Raw genomic sequence first — 16811 nt, 5'->3', positions numbered from 1 at the left:
ATGGACGGATCGACATGACGGGACGCGATGAATGGACAGGCACCTTGCAACTGGCGCTCGACCATGCGCTGGACCATCTGAGCGGGAGCGACGCGCGCCCGGTCGGCGCGACCGCGTCGCTCGATGAGCTGCGAGCGCGGCTGGGACGCGCGCTGACCGACGAGGGCGTTCCGCCTCATGACGTCATCGACGAGCTCGTTCGCGACGTCGAGGGCGGCATTCTCAACAGCACGGGTGGGCGCTTTTTCGGTTGGGTCATCGGAGGGACGCTGCCGGCGGCGCTCGCGGCCGATTGGCTGGTGTCCGCCTGGGACCAGAACGCGGCGATCCATGCCTGCGGTCCGGCCGAGGCGGTCATCGAGGAGGTCGCGGGCACGTGGCTCAAGCAGCTGTTCGGTCTGCCGAACACTGCGAGCTTCGCCTTCGTGACCGGCACGCAGATGGCGCATGTCACATGTCTGGGTGCCGCCCGCCATCGCCTGCTCGCGCGGGCCGGATGGGATGTCGAGGACAGCGGGCTGTTCGGCGCGCCCGCCATCCGTGTCCTTACCAGCAGTGAGAGGCACGGGTCGGTCGAACGCGCGCTGCGCGTTCTCGGTCTCGGCAGGCGCTCTGTGCGCTCCTTGCCCTGCAATGATGACGGGCAGCTCGCGCCATCGACGCTTGCGCACGCACTGGCGGACAGCACGCAGCCGACGATCGTGATCCTGCAGGCAGGCGACCTCAACATCGGCGCGTTCGACCCGTTTGCCGAGTTGATCCCGATCGCCCGCAAGCACGATGCATGGGTGCATGTCGATGGCGCCTTCGGCCTGTGGGCCGCCGCGAGTCCGCGCTACCGACACCTCCTGCGCGGTGTCGAGCTTGCGGATTCCTGGACCAATGACGGGCACAAATGGCTCAATACGCCGTTCGACTGCGGCTACGCCTTCGTGGCCGATCCGAAGGCGCATCGCGGCGCGTTCTCGCATCGGACGAGCTACACGATGTTCGTCGATGGTGCGCGCGACCAGATCGACTGGACTCCCGAATGGTCGCGGCGTGGACGCGCCGTGCCGACCTATGCCGCCATCCGCCAGCTTGGCCGAAACGGCATCGCCGATCTGGTCGAGCGGTGCTGCGGCCATGCCCACGCTTTGGTGACACGGATCGGCCGGTTGCCGGGGGCAAGCGTGGTCCGGGAGCCAACGATCAACCAGGGGCTGGTGCGGTTCCTCGACCCGCACCCTGGTGCGACGGACATGGATCACGATCGCCGCACCGACGCCGTGATCGCGGCGATCTGCGCGAGCGGCGAGGCCTTCTTCGGCGGCACGACCTGGCGCGGCAGGCGCTGCATGCGGGTGTCGGTCTGCAACTGGCAGACCTGCGAGGCCGATATCGATCGCGCGGTTGCCGCAGCCGGGCGGGTGCTCGGTCGTCCCACGATGTGAGCCGGTGCCGTGCGCCGGCTGCTCGTAAAACCACCATGGGAACCGGCCCCGTCGTTCCGCCTTGCTTCCGCCATGCCCGGGTCCGGTCCCCACATGTCCGAAATGTGAGACCAGTCTGGCCGCGGTGGACCTTGCCTCACTTCACCCCAAGACATGATCGAGCATATAAACTGCGCTGCGTCGGCCTATCGGCGGCCAGCGGGAACAGGCATTGAACCGGGACAGGGCATGGTGACACGATCCAGGGCGGCTCAAACCAGTGCAGCGATGCGGCGTTGGGGGCCCGTCTTCATGACGCTGGCGGCGCTGGCCGTGCCTCACTCAGCGGCGGTCGCGCGGCAGGCGCGCCCCGCACCTGCGACCGAGGCCGTGGCGCCGCGTGCGGCCGGCGAGCCGATCATGGCGATCGTGTCGATCAAGGCCCAGAAGGTCACGTTCTACGATGCCGACGGCTGGATCTGGCGCGCGCCGGTGTCGACCGGCATCTCCGGGCGCGAGACGCCGGCCGGCGTGTTCGCCGTGCTGGAGAAAGACAAGGATCATCATTCGACGCTCTACGACGACGCCTGGATGCCGAACATGCAGCGCATCACCTGGAACGGCGTCGCGCTGCATGGCGGGCCGCTGCCGGGCTATGCCGCCTCGCACGGCTGCGTGCGGATGCCCTATGGCTTTGCGGAAAAATTGTTCGAAAGGACCTGGATCGGCATGCGGGTGATCATCGCGCCGGGCGATCCGGCGCCGGTCGAGTTCTCCCATCCCGCTCTGTTCGTGCCGAAGGCGGAGGCCCTGGCGTCGGCTCCGACGCGGGCCCAGACCCTCGGCCGCGAGGCCGAGGAGGCCGCGAAGATCGCCGGCGAGACCAAGGCGGCCGCCGCGACCGCAGAGCGCGACGCCAAATCGCTCAAGGCCTCCTTGCGCAAGCTGCAACAGGCCAAGGCCCAGGCCGACGTCGAGCTGAAGCGGGCAGATAGGAAGCTGGCCGCGGCGACGACCGATCAGGCCAAGGCCCAGGCTGAGGAGCTGCAGCAAAAGGCCGCCACCAAGGCCGCGGACGCGGCGACGCAGTTGGACGCGGCCCAGGCCGACGCGACGGCGAAGCTCGCTGCCGTCACGAGCACGAAGGAGGCCGCCAAGACGGCGGCGGCCAAAAAAGCCGACGCGACCAAGGCCGCCACCGAGGCGACGCTCGCGGCCGAGCCGGTCTCGGTCTATATCAGCCGTTCGACGCAGATGCTGTATGTGCGGCGGAACACGCACAAGCCGGCGCGCGACGGTGGCGGCGAGGTGTTCGACACCTCGATCGAGGCGCCCGTCACGATCCGCGATCCCGAGCGGCCGATCGGCACCCATGTGTTCACGGCGGTGGCGCAGAACGGCGCGGGCCTGCGCTGGACGGCGGTGACGATCGATGACGGCGACGACGCCAAGGACGCGCTCGATCGGATCACCATTCCAAAGGATGTGCTCGATCGGATCGCGCCGACGGCCGTGCCGCGATCCTCGATCATCGTCTCGGACGAGCCGCTGTCGGGCGAAACCAACTATCGCACCGAGTTCGTGGCGGTGCTGAGCAACCAGCCCCAGGGTGGCTTCATCACGCGCCGGCCGACGGCCGATGTGAGCGTCGCCAGCGGCGATGGGTATGATGACGGTTTCGGCAGCTTCTTCCAGCGCAGCTGGGACGGCCAGCCAGTGGCGCCGCCGCGCCGGCGCGGCCCTCCGCCCACCTACTTCCGCCCGGTTCAGCCGGGCTGGTGGTAACCAGCCGGCTGGTCGTAACCAGCCGGGCAGGTGGTAGACCGCGCGGCGGCGCGCGGTCAGCGTTTCTTTCGGTCCGTGATCAATTGGTGCCGGCAGCCGCCACTCCGGGCCATTGCGCCAGGAAGGGTTGCGGCTTCGCCTCGATGGTGCGCGCGGCTCTCCTGACGCGATGAGGCCTGTTGCTCCTGGCGATCGAGCTGGTCGCCTCACGGGCAATCTCGATGCGCGAGATCTGCTGGCGGATTTCGCTCGTGCTCGCGCGCAGCGAGTCGAGGCCGATCTCGCTGTTCGCAGCCGTGGCCCGCAGCCCGTTCAGCTCGGTTGCGGTGTCCTCCTGCGCCGCACGGACGCGGACCGTCAGGCGCTTCAGCACGGCGATATCCGACTCGATCCTGTCAGCCGTGTCACGGCGGTGCGCCTCGTTCTCGTCGGCGGTCGTGCGCAGCGTCGCCAGTCCGGTCTCGGCGCTGGTGAGGCTGGCGCGGAGCTGGACGAGTTCTCCGGAGGCGTCGTTCTGGCGTTCGTGCAGCTTGGCCGTCTCCGCCTTGACCTGGGCGAGCTCCGAGGTCAGGGCCGCGACGCGGCTCTCGAGCGTCGGCGATCCATCGCTGGCGAAGGAGAAGCTCTTGGCCCCGCCGCTGCTCCACCACATCACGCCGGCGCTCGCTGCGAGCGCCAGACTCATGGCTATTCGGAAAGAGGCCGCGCCGCGATGCGGTTGGGCATCCGGCGTCTTCTTGGGTTTGCGCATCGACAGGTCTCCGGGATTTGATGGAGACCATTATGATCATATTAAGGTTGCCAATGTTCTAAGCGCGCCGCGCTCGCGCGACATTTCATGCACGTAGATTTGCGGGGCGCGCGCAGCCGCAGAGATGAGCGCAAACAATATTGAGACAGTTTGCGCATCCGGCAGTTGTGGATCGTGTTCTTCTCGATGCGCGGGCTTGTCGAGTCCGCGCGGTCCCGGCGTCGGCTTTCGATCGTTGCCGATCTCGTCCGCTGCAACTGAGCAGCCGTACGATCGGTGCGGGCGCGATCGTTTGCAGACGACTCCATGACCTCGAAAATGCCTCGCGCTTCGTGCGGATCATGCTCTAAATTCCGGCCATGTCCGACACCCCGCCCACCGCCGCACCGTCATTCGACGAACTCGCCGACGCGATCAGGCAACGCCGCTCGGTCTATGGTCAGATCAGCGGGCTCCGGATGGAGCGCTTCGCGCCCGGCGAAGCCTGGTCGTGTCTGCCCTATCGTCCGGTGTTCGTCGGAGACAGCGAGACCGGCGTGCTCCACGGCGGGGTCGTCACGGCGATGCTCGACGAGAGCTGCGGCATGGCGGTGCAGCTCGCGCTCGACGGCAGCAGCGCGATCGCGACGCTCGACCTGCGCATCGACTATCAGAAGCCGGCGACGCCCGGCCTCGACATCAAGGCGCATGCCGTGTGCTTCCGCGTCACGCGCTCGATCGCCTTCGTGCGCGCGACCGCCTATCAGGAGGAGGAGAGCGCGCCGGTCGCGACCGCGACCGCCTGCTTCATGATCGGCGCCAACCGCACTAACATGCTGACCGACCGGCCGGCGTTCGGCGGCGCGCTGCCGCCGCTCGAGGCGCCTGACGATCCAACGGGACCGTTCGCCACCAGCCCGTTCGCGCGCTGCCTCGGAATCCGTTTCGCCGAGAACGAAACGTTCGTGATGCCGTTCTCGCGCCAGATCATCGGCAATCCCGTGCTGCCGGCAATCCATGGCGGCATGACCGGCGCGTTCCTCGAGACCGCGGCGATCGTCACCGTGATGCGCGAGCTCGGCGCGTCGGCGCCGCCGAAGCCGATCGGCCTGACCATCAACTATCTGCGCTCGGGCCGCGCGCTCGACAGCATTGCCTCGGCATCGATCGTCAAGCAGGGCCGCCGCGTGGTCGCCTTCGAGGCCCGTGCCTGGCAGGACGATGCGGCGAAGCCGATCGCGACCGCCTTCGGCCATTTCATGCTGCGGCAGGCGGCGGGGCAGGAGCAGGATTGACGCGAGCGGTGCGCCCGCCTGGCAGTCCAGCGTGGCTTGAACGAAAAGCCGTCCCCCTCGTTGACAACACCGGTCAGGGCCATATCCAGGGTGAAGGCCGCATCGTCGCGCAACAGGAGTGCACATGAAACCGGACGTCATCTGCCTGATGGCATCGAGTGTCGACGGCCGAACCTTGCCGAGCCGCTGGCGCCCCAAGGGGGCGGCGGGGGACTTGTTCGAGAAGGTGCATGACGAACTGGGCGGCGACGCCTGGCTGATCGGGCGCGTCACCGGCCAGGAGTTCGCCAAGGGCACGGTCTATCCGCCGACGACCACGGAGCAATTCCCACGGACGAACTGGATCATCAGGCGCGACGCCAAGGCCTATGGCGTCGTGCTCGATCCCCGCGGCAAGATCTGCTGGGGCCGGTCCGACATCGGCGGCGATCCGATCGTCGTCGTGCTCGCCGAGGCGGTGTCCGATGCCCATCTCGCAGGGCTGCGCAGCGAGGGCGTGTCCTACATCTTCGCCGGCGAAACCAAGCTCGATCTTGCGCGCGTGCTCGACATCCTCTCGCAGGAGCTCGGGGTGAAGCGGCTGCTGCTCGAAGGCGGCGGCGGCGCCAACGGCGCCTTCCTGCGCGCCGGCCTGGTCGACGAGTTCGATCTCGTTTTGTGTCCTGTGATCGACGGCGCCAAGGGCGCGCCCAGCGTGTTCGACTCACCCGAGGCCGAGTCCGGCGAGCGCGCACCGATCACGGCGATGACGCTGGAAAGCACGAAAGCGCTGGAGGGCGGCGCGCTGTGGCTGCGCTATCGCATCACCAACGGCTCTGCCATCGGCGCCCAGGCCAGTCATGGTTGAGGGACGAATTGACCTCGCCATCATCGTCGGCGCCGGTGCCGCGGGCCTGATGGCCGCACGCGAGCTCGCGCGTGCCGGCAGGCAGGTCATGCTGCTGGAGGCCCGCGACCGCTGCGGCGGCCGCATCCATCCGTTGCCGGAGCGCGACTTCGGATACAGCGCCGAGGCCGGCGCCGAGTTCATCCATGGCGAGGCGCCGGTCACGTATCGGCTGTTGGCCGAGGCCGAACTGTCAGCGCAGCCGATCGAGGGCGCGCGCTGGCACGTCGAGCGCGGCGCGTTCTCGCGCGACGATCCAGCCGATCGGCAGATGGGCCGGCTGCATGACGTGCTGGCAAATCTCGACGAGGACATGACGGTCACGGCGCTGCTCGACCGTCATTTCCGCGGCCCCGAGTTCGCCGCCTTGCGCGAATCCGTGCTCGGGATGGTGCAGGGCTATGATGCCGCCGATCCCGATCGCGCCAGCGTCTTCGCGCTGCGCGACGAATGGATGGGCGGCGACCGCGGCGGGCAGGCGCGCATCGTCGGCGGCTACGGCGCGCTGATCGATCATCTCGCGGCGGAGTGCCGGGCGCTCGGCGTCGCGTTTGCGTTTCGATCCGTCGTCACCGGGATCGAGAGCGCAGATGATGGCGCGATCGTCCGTTGCGCCGATGGCCGCACGCATCGCGGCGATGTCGTCATTCTGACCATACCGCTGCCGCTGCTGCAGACCATCGCGCTGCCGCCGGCGATGCGCGGGCAGGTCGCGGCTACCGCCGACATCGGCTTCGGCAACGTCATCAAGCTGCTGCTGCGCTTCGAGCATCGCTGGTGGATCGAGACGAACGCGCGGGACCGCGACGACATGCTGTTCGTGCTGTCCGATGCCCAGGTGCCGGTGTGGTGGACGCAGCACCCGAGCGATCATGCCGTGCTCACGGGCTGGCTCGCCGGACCCGCGACGCGCGACTTCGCAGCGTTGGACGAGGCCGCGCTGATCCAGATCGGATTGGCTGCGCTCGCGGATATTTTCAGCAAGCCGGTGGCCCTGCTGAGGCAGGAGCTGGTCGCGGCGCATACGACCGACTGGGCCAAGGATCCGTTCGCGCGCGGCGCCTATTCCTATGCGACCCTTGCCACGCGCCAGGCGCAGGATGTGCTCACGCACTGGGACGGCGGCCCGGTGTTGATCTCCGGCGAGGCGCTGTATCGCGGGCGCGACATGGGCACGGTCGAGGCGGCGCTCGCGAGCGGCCTGCAGACGGCGCGGATCGTTCTGGCCGCCGATCGGTCGTGACGATGGGGGGCTCACGTGCAGGCTGACGATCATTGCCGCCGCAGGATCTTGTCCATTGCTTTTCCCCGCGCCAGCTCGTCGATCAGCTTGTCCAGGTAGCGGATCTCACGCATCGTCGGTTCCTCGACATCCTCCACGCGGACGCCGCAGATCACGCCCTTGATCAAGGCGCGCGCCGGATTCATGGCAGGCGCCGTCGCAAAGAAGGTTTCGAAGTCCGTCTGTTGTTCGATCCGCTTGTCGAACTCCGTCTGATCATAGCCCGTCAGCCAGCAGATGATCTGATCGACCTCTGCCTTCGTGCGTCCCTTCTTCTCGGCCTTCGCGACGTAAAGCGGGTATACGCTTGCGAAGCTTGTCGTGTAGATGCGGTGTTTCGCCATGAATGCTCCATGGGGCGGTGATCGAGACGTGTGGTCTGAGACTATCGGGGGCGCGCCGCCGGAATGGCGGCAACCATGCTTCTTTCAGAAGTTCGTATCATAGTGTCGTGCGTTCGTCTGCGAACCGCGGAACCGAGCGCTACCCCGGCAGGAACATCGGGAACGACACGCCGAGCGACCACGCCAGGATCAGGCCGAGACCGACGCCGGTCGCCGTCGGTGAGCCGGTCCTGCGGCCGACGCAGCCGCCGATCAGTCCGAACACAATGAAGAACAGCACGATCACCGGGATGATGATGAGCAGGAAGAACAGCCGCTTGAAATCGAGCGCGACCGCGCCGCCGAGCGATGCCAGGAACGCTGTCCGTATCCACAATGTGCGCCAGAGCGCGGCGCGGCCGCCTTGGTTGGCGATGCTGTCCGCCAGCATGCAGGGCACGGCGCCGACCGCGATCGCGGCAATGATCGGCACGCGGGCGGCGATCGGCATGAAGGATGCGACGTAGCGGTCGAGCGCGCCGCCGAGCCCGAAAATGCCGTAGGCGGCGAGCGCCAGCGTCGCGAACCAGGCAAGGCGGCCGAAGCGGACACCCTGCAGCCGCAGCAGCGCCAGCGACAGCACGCCATAGACGAACAGATGCACGGCGAGATAGTCCGCCACGAGGACGGGCAGGAAGCGCGTCTCGACCAAGCGCAGCACGACCGGCGTCACCAGCGCCGGCACCAGCGTGGCGATCGCGAGGGCACGCAGGGGAATTGGCGCAGGGGGCCCGTCGCCCTTCGGCAACAAATTCGCCAACGGCCACGCCAGCACGACGACGCCCGCGAGCAGCAGAACAATGGCGCCGCCGGTCGCAGCCACCGGGCCGCTGCTGCTGCGGCTGAACACCTGGTCGAGCCAGTCGCGTGCCTCGCGTAGCGCCGTGCTCGAATACAGCACGCTGACATGCTCCACGCCGGGCGCCACGACGGCGCGGCGTCCGCCGCTCCCCGCAGGATCGCCGACGGTGTCGCCTTCTGCAGCGGCGGGATCCGCGAGCCTGAGGTTGCGCAACGCGTCGCGACGCAGGGATGTCTCCCAGGCGCCGGTGATGATCAGCAGGTTGCGCGGCGTGCTCGCGGTGGCCGCCTCGGAAAACATCGAGATCGCGACCGTCGCCGCGATGCGCGGATCGACCATGGCCTGGCGCACGATGATGTCGGAGGCCATCGAATGCCCGAGCAGGGCGACCCGGCCATCGGCGCCGGGCAGGGCGAGGGCTGTGTCGGTGACCCGGCCGATCTCAGCCATCAGCTTCCGCGTCGTGCCGTCGATCCGCGTGACGTCGCCCGACATCGGCGTGGGATTGCGGCCGTGGCCTTCGAAGTCGAACGAGACGACGAGATAGCCCGCATGGGCCAGGGTCAGCGCGTAGGCTTCCATGAGCTGGCGCGAACCCGCGAAGCCGTGCGCGATGACGACGACGGGCGATGGGCCGGCACCGTCGCGCCGATAGACGGTGAGCGGCGTCGTGCCGGTCTCAAGCTGCGTGATCGTCACGCCCGCGCGCGCGCCTTCGAGCTGCCAGATCCCGGCCATGCAGAAGGCGAGGCCGGCAAGCGCTGCGGCCAGCAACGCCGCGCCCGGCATGGTGATCCGCATGCGTGGCGCGATCTCGCGTTCCATGACACCAACTCCGTTTCCCCGCGAACGTTAGCGCAAAGCATGTGCATGGGGACAGCACCGCGCGCCGAGGGGCAGGCGGGGAACCGCAAGGTGATCTCGCTGCGCCTCCGCAACCGAGTCGTCATGATGCCGTCATGACGCATGCGCGTTCCGTTGCGGGTGTGGCGGGGCCGGCCTATAAGTCTGTAACTCACGATCATAGGATGACCGCCATGCTCGACCACGTCGGCTTTCCCGTCTCCGACTTCACCCGCGCCAAGTCTTTCTATGCTGCGGCTCTCGCGCCGTTGGGCTATGTCCTGATGATGGAGATCACCAACGAGCAGACCGGCGGACATGGTGATCACGCCGGCTTCGGCGACGGCCGTCCGGATTTCTGGATCGGCACCGGCAAGACGGCCGCGAGCTCGACGCATGTCGCATTCCACGCCAAGGATCGCGCCACGGTCGATGCCTTCTACCAGGCGGCGATTGCGGCCGGCGGGCGCGACAACGGCGCGCCCGGCCTGCGGCCGCACTACCATGCGCACTATTACGGCGCGTTCGTTCTGGACGCCGACGGCAACAACGTCGAGGCGGTCTGCCATACACCGGAGTGAGGGCGGTCCCTCTGCCGGGATGGACTACGCCGGCACTGGCATGTGCTCAGCCGCGGCCGCGAGGCTCGGCGCGACCACGATCTCGAGCTGCTGACGCAGCCAGCGGTGCATCGGGTCGTCGTGATGGCGCAGGTGCCAGACCATGTACATCGGCATCGCCGGGCAGGGGACCGGCACCGGTGCGACCGCCAGGCCGCGCAGCATGTAGGCACGTAGCAGGCTCGGCAAGGTCGCGATCATGCGGCTGCCACGCAGGAACGGGCCGATGCCGCCGAAGCCCGGGACTTGCGCGGCGAAGCGCCTGACGAGGCCGCGCTCGGCGAGCACCTCGTCGATGTCGAGCCGGCGGCGCGGCTCGTACAGCACAGTGACGTGGTCGCTGGCGAGATAGTCCTCCAGACTCTGCGGCGGCTCGCGCTGGCTCGCATCGTAGAATACGCGGTAGCTGTCCTCGAACAGCCGCTTCTGCAGGATGTCGCTGCCTTCGGGCGGGCGCGGCGTGATGATCAGCTGGCAGTGCTCCTCGCGCAGCAGCTCCGGTGTCGGCGCGCCCGAGGGGATCACGCGCAGGCTCAGGCCGGGGGCCTGTGCGCGGGCGTAGCGGAGCAGGGACGGCAGCAGCAGGTCGCGCTGCAGATCATTGGCGGCGATCGTCACCTGCGCGGAGATCTTCGCGGGCTCGAACGCGGCGGCGTACGAAAAGCTCCTGAGATCGTCGAGCAGCGCGCGGGCGCGCAGTGCGAGCAGCTGCGCATGCGCGGTCGGTACGATGCCGCGGCCGGATTTGACGAATAGCGGATCGCCGGTGATCGCGCGCAGCTTGTCGAGCAGATGGCTGACGGCCGATTGCGTGACGCCGAGCCTGAGCGCGGCGCGCGTGATGGAGCCTTCCTCCATCACGGCGAGCAGCAGCTGCAGCAGGTGGCCGTCGAGGTCCAAATGATCGAATTGGCTCATGGATCAGATCGCGCGCGCGGCCTTTATTGATGTTGTCGGCTGGCGATACTGGCGACACAAACCGCGCAAACGTTTGATCCAGATCAAGCGGCGCAATCGCAAGACGCCACCAGGGAGGCTAAGATGTCCACTACATCAGCCCGGCAGCCCGTGCCCGGCACCACCATCTTCGACGGCGAGCAGGCCCGCAAAGGCTATGCCCTCAACAAGATGTGCTACTCGTTCAACGATGCCGCCAACCGCAAGGCCTTCGTCGCCGACGAGGACGGCTATTGCGCCAAGTATGGCCTCAACGCGCTGCAGCGCGAGGCGATCCGCCATCGCAACGTGCTCGAGCTGATCGAAGCCGGCGGCAACGCCTACTACCTCGCCAAGTTCGCCGGCATCTTCGGTCTCGACATGCAGGACATCGGCGCGCAGCAGACCGGGCTGACGAAAGAGCAGTTCAAGGCCAAGCTTCTGGCGGCCAGGGGGTAATCGTCATGGCAAAGATCGTAGGTTGCATCACCACCTCTCACGTTCCCGCCATCGGCGGCGCGATCGCCAAGGGGCTGCAGCAGGATCCGTATTGGAAGCCGTTCTTCGACGGCTTCCCGCATGTGCGCGACTGGCTCGCCAAGGTCAAACCCGATGTCGTCGTGCTGGTCTATAACGACCACGGCCTCAACTTCTTCCTCGACAAGATGCCGACCTTCGCCGTCGGCGCGGCCGACAGCTACAGCAATGCCGACGAGGGCTGGGGCATTCCGCAGACCGCGCCGTTCAAGGGCGACAGCGAATTGTCGTGGCACCTGATCGAGCATTTGGTGAAGGAGGATTTCGATCTCACGACCTGCCAGGAGATGGCCGTCGATCACGCCTTCACCTTGCCGATGGCACTGTGCTGGCCGGACCAGAAATGGCCGGTGCGGGTCGTGCCGGTGGTCGTCAACACGGTGCAGGCGCCGCTGCCGTCGGCCGCGCGCTGCTACAAGCTCGGCCAGGCGCTGGCGCGGGCTATTCAAGCGTGGCCGAAGGACCAGCGCGTGGTGGTGATGGGCACCGGCGGACTGTCGCACCAGCTCGACGGCGAGCGCGCCGGCTTCATCAACAAGGATTTCGACGAGAAGTTCATGGCCAGCATGGTCGACGATCCCGCCTGGGCGACAAAATACTCGACCGCCGAACTGGTCGAGCTGTCGGGCACGCAGGGCGTCGAACTGCTGAACTGGATGGTGGCGCGCGGCACCTTGCCGGAGAAGGTCCGCAAGGAACATTCCAACTATCACATCCCGATCTCCAACACGGCGACGGGATTGATGGTGCTGGAGCCGGCGTAGCGGCTCCAGCGGGAGTTTTGGTGCGGAAGGTGATGATTGAGAGCTGTTCCGCCAACGACCATCACGCGGTATGGGTCCCGGCTCAAGGCCGGGACGACAGAGGAGTGTTTGGCGGGGTCGCGCCTCATCATCGCTGTCGTCCCGGCGAACGCCGGGACCCATACCGCGGATGCCATCGAGGGACGTCGCTGTCCGTTGCCGGCTTCGACTAACTTCCCGTGCGGCTGCCCCTCACCCCGACCCTCTCCCCGTGAAGAACGGGGAGAGGGAGCGCAGCGTTCGAGAGGCTCGTGCCCGACTCCAACTCTGGAGGTTAAGCCTGCGCCTCCTGCGTCGCGCCTGCCTTTAACGTCTTCATGAACTGCTTGAACGCAGGGCCGAGTTCGGCGAACAGCGGTTCGCCGCGGTGGTTCAGCATCACGCCGCCAAGCAGCTTCAGTCCGGTGACGAAGACCTTGCTCTCATTCTCGTCGAACAGGCCGCGGCGCTGCACGCGTTCGACGATGGCGTTGAGGTCGTCATGGCTGTCGAAGGTGAAGCCGTAGCTGGGGCCAGCCGCGCCGTCGGCGCGCGGGCTCGTGTCGGCCACCTCGATGGCGTAGGAGTGAGGCATCTCTTCAATCCTCTTGATGATCGCCCGACGGTCAGATTGCAGTGTCGTCGTCGCCCTGAATCTCGGCGATGGCCCGGGTGAGGATGGTGCTGACGCGCTTCGACTCCGCGTCGCTCCAGCCGGGGCGGTGCATCTTGAGCGCCATCTTCAATGTCTGCACCGTCTGCAGCACCTGCTCGGGCGGGCGCATGCCGCCCATGGTGCGGGCCATGATGCGCAACCGACTGAGCAGGCCCTCGATCGCCGCCTCGTCGTCCTTCAGCGCCTGGCGTCCGGCGTCGGTGATCGCGAACAGCTTCTTGCCGCCTTCGCTCGCCGCGGCTTCGATCTGGCCCATGTCCTCGAGCAGATTGAGGATCGGATAGACCGAGCCGGGGCTCGGTGAGTAGGAACCGCCGACCAGCTGCTCGACCGCCTTGATCAGCTCATAGCCATGGCGCGGCTTCTCGCCGATCAGCCACAGCAGCAGGCTGCGCAGGTCGCCGGGGCCGAAGAAGCGACCACCGCCGCCACGCCCGAACTCCTCGCGACCGCCGCGACGTCCGCCGCGTTCGAACAGGCCGGCTCCGCGTGGGCCGAAGCCGGGACCGCGGCCGCCGAGGCGGACGTCCTCGCAGGACTCGCCGAAGCCATGCCGCTCATGCCGTCCGCGATGCGCCCAACCGCGCTCTTCGTCGTCCCAGCTGGAAGGCCCGAATTTCCAATGATGATGTCTCATACGATATGATCTCCGTTTCATACAAACGATATATCGTTTACATGTGTCGTTTGTCAATGCCGGGCCATTGGATTATCGGCTCTTCTCCTAAGATACTGATTTTACGTGATTTTGCGAACCGCCTATGGAGCAACCGTCGCCCCGGCCGCCTGAGACGTCGCTTCTGCCGGGGCACCGCGATGGGCGATCAGCGCATAGACGACGGGGACCACGAACAGCGTGAACAAGGTGCCGATCGCGAGCCCGGTCGCGATCACGAGGCCCATGTTGAAGCGCGACACCGCGCCTGCGCCGCTTGCCGTGATCAGCGGGATCACGCCGAGCACCATCGCCGCCGTGGTCATCAGGATCGGCCGCAGCCGGACCGTCGCGGCTTCGATGATCGCCTCGGTGCGGTCCTTGCCGTGTTCGCGCAGCTCGTTGGCGACCTCCACCATCAGGATGCCATGCTTGCTGACGAGGCCCATCAGCGTGACGAGACCGACCTGTGTGTAGATGTTGATGCTGGCGCCGCCGATGCCGAGGCTGATGAAGATCAGCGCGCCGGCCAGCGACATCGGTACCGACACCAGGATGATGATCGGATCGACGAAGCTGTTGAACAGCGCAGCGAGCGCCAGGAAGATGATGATCAGCGCGAATACGAAGGTGGTGACGAAGCCGCCGGATTCCTGCTCCAGCTGCCGCGAGGCGCCGCCATAGTCGATCGAGTAGCCCGAGGGGAGCGACTTCGAAATGTCCTTCAAGGTGGCGAGCGCATCGCCCATCGCGACGCCCGGCATCGCCACGCCGGAGATGGTCGCGGCGTTGATCTGCTGGAAGTGGTTGAGCGACTCGGGAATCGTCTTGTGCTCGAGCCGAGCCACCGTCGACAGCGGCACCATGGCATTGCCGCTGGTGCGGATCGAATAGTCGAGCAACTGGCTATCGGTCAGGCGATCGTTCTGCCGGACCTGCGGGATCACCTTGTAGGAGCGGCCTTCCAGGCTGAAATAATCGAGATAGTTGCCGCCCAGCATGGTCGCGAGCGCGCCACCGAGATCGCTCATCTTGAGGCCGAGATCGGCGGCCTTGTCGCGGTCGAACACCACGGTGGTCTGCGGCTTGTCGATCTTCAGGTCGCTGTCGAGGAAGATGAACCGGCCGCTCGCCAGCGCCTTGGCCATGAAATCGCGCGACACGTCGTTGAGCTCGCCGAACGTGCCGGTGCTGCCGATCACGAACTGGATCGGCAGGCCGTTGCTGCCCGGCAGCGGCGAGGGCTGGAAGGCGACCGAGCGGGCGCCGGCAATGCCGTTCAAGAGCTGCTGGAATTCCGGCTGCAAGGTCTTGGTCGTTGCCTTGCGCTGATCCCAGGGCTTCAGAACCCAGCCGCCGATCACCTGCGTCGAGGTGTCGATCTGGAACACGGTGCGCGTCTCCGGCCGTTGGGCGATCAAGCCGTACAGCTGCTGGCCGTAGAACTGGCGCTGCTCGAGGGTGGCTGATGGCGCCGAGTTCGTCAGCGACAGCACGATGCCCTGGTCCTCGTCGGGCGCGAGCTCGCTGGTCGAGCTGACATAGAGCCAGGGAATCATCGCCAGCATCAGCAGCGCGAACACCACGACCACCGGCTTGGTGGTGAACACGCTTTCGAGCAAGCCGCGATAGCCATGCGCGAGCCGTTCGAGCACGTGGTCGATGGCGCGGACCAGGCGCGCCTCCAGCGTGGTGGCATCGCGCTCGGTCCGGCGCAGCAGCCAGGCGCAGTTCATCGGCGACAGCGTTAGCGCGATCACCGCAGAGACGGTGACGGCGCCGGCGAGCGTGAAGGCGAATTCGGTGAACAGGGCGCCGGTCAGGCCGCCCTGGAAGCCGACGGGCACGTAGACCGCGATCAGCACCACGGTCATCGCGATGATCGGGCTCGCCAGTGCCCGCGCCGACTGGATCGCCGCTTCGACCGGCGGCACGCCCTCGTCGATCAGGCGGTGCACGCTCTCCACGACGATGATGGCGTCGTCGACGACGAGGCCGATCGCGAGCACCAGCGCCAGCAAGGTCAGCAGGTTGATGGAGAAGCCCATCAGCAGCATCAGGCCGAAGGTGCCGATCAGCGACAGCGGAATGGCGATCACCGGGATCAGCACCGAGCGCCACGACCCCAGGAACATGAACACGACGACGATCACGATCCCGATCGCCTCCACCAGCGTATGGATCACCTCGTCGATGGACGAGTTCACGAAGTCGGTGGAGTCGTAGAGGATCTCGCTGGTGATGCCGTTCGGCAATTGCCGCTGCAGCTCGGGAAGGATCGCCTTGACGCCGTTGATGACGTCGAGCAGGTTGGCGGTCGGCGCCACCTGGATGCCGATATAGACCGCGGTCCTGCCGTTGAAGCGGGTCGCCGAATCGTAGTCGTCATTGCCGAGCGTGACACTTGCGACGTCCCGCAGGCGGATGATGGCGCCGTTGACCTGCTTCACGACCAGGTTGCGATATTGTTCGAGCGAATGCAGGTTGGTCGCGGCGGCGAGGTCGACCTGGACGAGACGGCCCTTGGTGGTGCCGAGACCGGAGATGTAATCGTTGCCCGACAGCGCCGTCGACACGTCGGTCGCGGTCAGGCCATAGGCGGCGAGTTTGTCGGGATCGAGCCAGGCGCGCAGCGCGAATTTCTTGGCGCCGAGCAGCTCGGCGGTCTGCACGCCGGAGACGGCCTGCAGCTTCGGCTGCACCACGCGCGTGAGGTAGTCGGTGATCTGGTTCGGCGCGAGCACGTCGCTGGCGAAGCCAATATACATCGAGTCGATGGTCTGCCCGACCTTCAAGGTCAGGGTCGGCTGCTGCGTGCCGGTCGGCAGCTGGTTCAGCACCGAGTTCACCTTGGCGTTGATCTCGGTCATCGCCTTGCCGGAATCATAGTTGAGCCGCAGGTTCACCGTGATGGTGCTGCTGCCGGTGACGCTGGTCGAGGTCATGTAGTCGATGCCGTTGGCCTGGGCGATCGCGTTCTCCAACGGCGTCGTGATGAAGCCGGCGATGATGTCGGAATCGGCGCCGGCATAGGCCGTGCTCACGGTGACGATCGCATTCTGCGTCCGCGGATATTGCAGGATCGCCAGCGTCGTCATCGAGCGCAGGCCGAGCACCAGGATGAGGGCGCTGACGACGAGCGCCAGCACCGGCCGGCGGATGAAGATGTCTGTGAAACGCATGGATG

15 protein-coding genes are annotated in these 16811 nt (G+C 66.8%); 8 read left to right on the top strand and 7 right to left on the bottom strand.

Translation table 11 applies throughout. The features are described 5' to 3' along the window. Window positions 1-14: 14 nt before the first annotated feature. Window positions 15-1433 (top strand): pyridoxal phosphate-dependent decarboxylase family protein, encoded by a 1419-nt coding sequence (locus LQG66_RS12490; RefSeq protein ID WP_231326516.1) that lies wholly within the window; start codon window positions 15-17, stop codon window positions 1431-1433. A gap of 228 nt (window positions 1434-1661) precedes the next feature. Beyond that, window positions 1662-3197, top strand: coding sequence for a L,D-transpeptidase (locus LQG66_RS12485; protein WP_231326515.1), 1536 nt, complete (start codon window positions 1662-1664; stop codon window positions 3195-3197). Between the two features lie 79 nt (window positions 3198-3276). On the opposite strand, the gene LQG66_RS12480 is transcribed toward LQG66_RS12485, so the two are convergent. Further along, window positions 3277-3948, bottom strand: a complete 672-nt coding sequence (locus LQG66_RS12480; protein WP_231326514.1) for a kinetochore Spc7 family protein — start codon at window positions 3946-3948, stop codon at window positions 3277-3279. A 359-nt stretch (window positions 3949-4307) separates the two neighbouring features. Between LQG66_RS12480 and LQG66_RS12475 the strand changes: the two genes are divergently transcribed. The 3 genes from LQG66_RS12475 to LQG66_RS12465 all read left to right on the top strand — a co-directional run bounded on the left by LQG66_RS12475 (window position 4308) and on the right by LQG66_RS12465 (window position 7351). Beyond that, the gene (locus LQG66_RS12475; protein WP_231326513.1) at window positions 4308-5222 is read left to right on the top strand and encodes a PaaI family thioesterase; all 915 of its coding nucleotides are present in this window, start codon (window positions 4308-4310) and stop codon (window positions 5220-5222) included. A gap of 124 nt (window positions 5223-5346) precedes the next feature. Then, the gene (locus LQG66_RS12470) at window positions 5347-6069 is read left to right on the top strand and encodes a RibD family protein (RefSeq protein WP_231326512.1); all 723 of its coding nucleotides are present in this window, start codon (window positions 5347-5349) and stop codon (window positions 6067-6069) included. After that, entirely contained in the window at window positions 6062-7351 is a 1290-nt protein-coding gene (locus tag LQG66_RS12465) for a flavin monoamine oxidase family protein (protein WP_231326511.1), read from the top strand. Before LQG66_RS12470 ends, LQG66_RS12465 begins: the two co-directional genes overlap by 8 nt. A gap of 29 nt (window positions 7352-7380) precedes the next feature. Here LQG66_RS12465 and LQG66_RS12460 read toward each other — a convergent pair whose 3' ends face one another. Together LQG66_RS12460 and LQG66_RS12455 are read right to left on the bottom strand one after the other, a co-directional pair. Then, window positions 7381-7734, bottom strand: a complete 354-nt coding sequence (locus tag LQG66_RS12460) for a DUF2200 domain-containing protein (protein ID WP_231326510.1) — start codon at window positions 7732-7734, stop codon at window positions 7381-7383. Window positions 7735-7873: 139 nt separating this feature from the next. Continuing rightward, window positions 7874-9400, bottom strand: a complete 1527-nt coding sequence (locus LQG66_RS12455) for an alpha/beta hydrolase (protein WP_231326509.1) — start codon at window positions 9398-9400, stop codon at window positions 7874-7876. Window positions 9401-9612: 212 nt separating this feature from the next. On the opposite strand from LQG66_RS12455, the gene LQG66_RS12450 reads away from it, so the two are divergent. Beyond that, window positions 9613-9999: a VOC family protein gene (locus tag LQG66_RS12450; protein WP_231326508.1), complete on the top strand. Its 387-nt coding sequence runs from the start codon at window positions 9613-9615 to the stop codon at window positions 9997-9999. Between the two features lie 24 nt (window positions 10000-10023). Here the strand turns inward: LQG66_RS12450 and LQG66_RS12445 are convergent, their stop codons facing one another. Continuing rightward, window positions 10024-10956, bottom strand: a complete 933-nt coding sequence (locus LQG66_RS12445; protein WP_231326507.1) for a LysR family transcriptional regulator — start codon at window positions 10954-10956, stop codon at window positions 10024-10026. 123 nt (window positions 10957-11079) lie between these two features. Here LQG66_RS12445 and LQG66_RS12440 point away from each other — a divergent pair, with 123 nt between their 5' ends. Both LQG66_RS12440 and LQG66_RS12435 read left to right on the top strand, forming a co-directional pair. After that, a complete protein-coding gene (locus LQG66_RS12440; protein WP_231326506.1) occupies window positions 11080-11433 on the top strand; it encodes a protocatechuate 4,5-dioxygenase subunit alpha in 354 nt (117 codons plus the stop codon). A 5-nt stretch (window positions 11434-11438) separates the two neighbouring features. Continuing rightward, window positions 11439-12275 carry a class III extradiol dioxygenase family protein gene (locus tag LQG66_RS12435; protein WP_231326505.1) on the top strand — a complete coding sequence of 279 codons (837 nt, stop codon included), beginning with the start codon at window positions 11439-11441 and terminating at the stop codon, window positions 12273-12275. Between the two features lie 313 nt (window positions 12276-12588). Here LQG66_RS12435 and LQG66_RS12430 read toward each other — a convergent pair whose 3' ends face one another. The 3 genes from LQG66_RS12430 to LQG66_RS12420 all read right to left on the bottom strand — a co-directional run bounded on the left by LQG66_RS12430 (window position 12589) and on the right by LQG66_RS12420 (window position 16806). Next, window positions 12589-12888 carry a DUF3861 domain-containing protein gene (locus LQG66_RS12430; RefSeq protein WP_231326504.1) on the bottom strand — a complete coding sequence of 100 codons (300 nt, stop codon included), beginning with the start codon at window positions 12886-12888 and terminating at the stop codon, window positions 12589-12591. A 31-nt stretch (window positions 12889-12919) separates the two neighbouring features. Then, window positions 12920-13606 (bottom strand): PadR family transcriptional regulator, encoded by a 687-nt coding sequence (locus LQG66_RS12425; protein ID WP_231326503.1) that lies wholly within the window; start codon window positions 13604-13606, stop codon window positions 12920-12922. A gap of 122 nt (window positions 13607-13728) precedes the next feature. Beyond that, window positions 13729-16806, bottom strand: coding sequence for an efflux RND transporter permease subunit (locus LQG66_RS12420; RefSeq protein ID WP_231326502.1), 3078 nt, complete (start codon window positions 16804-16806; stop codon window positions 13729-13731). Window positions 16807-16811 lie beyond the last annotated feature (5 nt).

The sequence above is a fragment of the Bradyrhizobium ontarionense genome (assembly GCF_021088345.1).
Taxonomy (GTDB): Bacteria; Pseudomonadota; Alphaproteobacteria; order Rhizobiales; family Xanthobacteraceae; genus Bradyrhizobium; species Bradyrhizobium ontarionense.
This window is presented reverse-complemented; position numbering and strand designations above follow the sequence as displayed.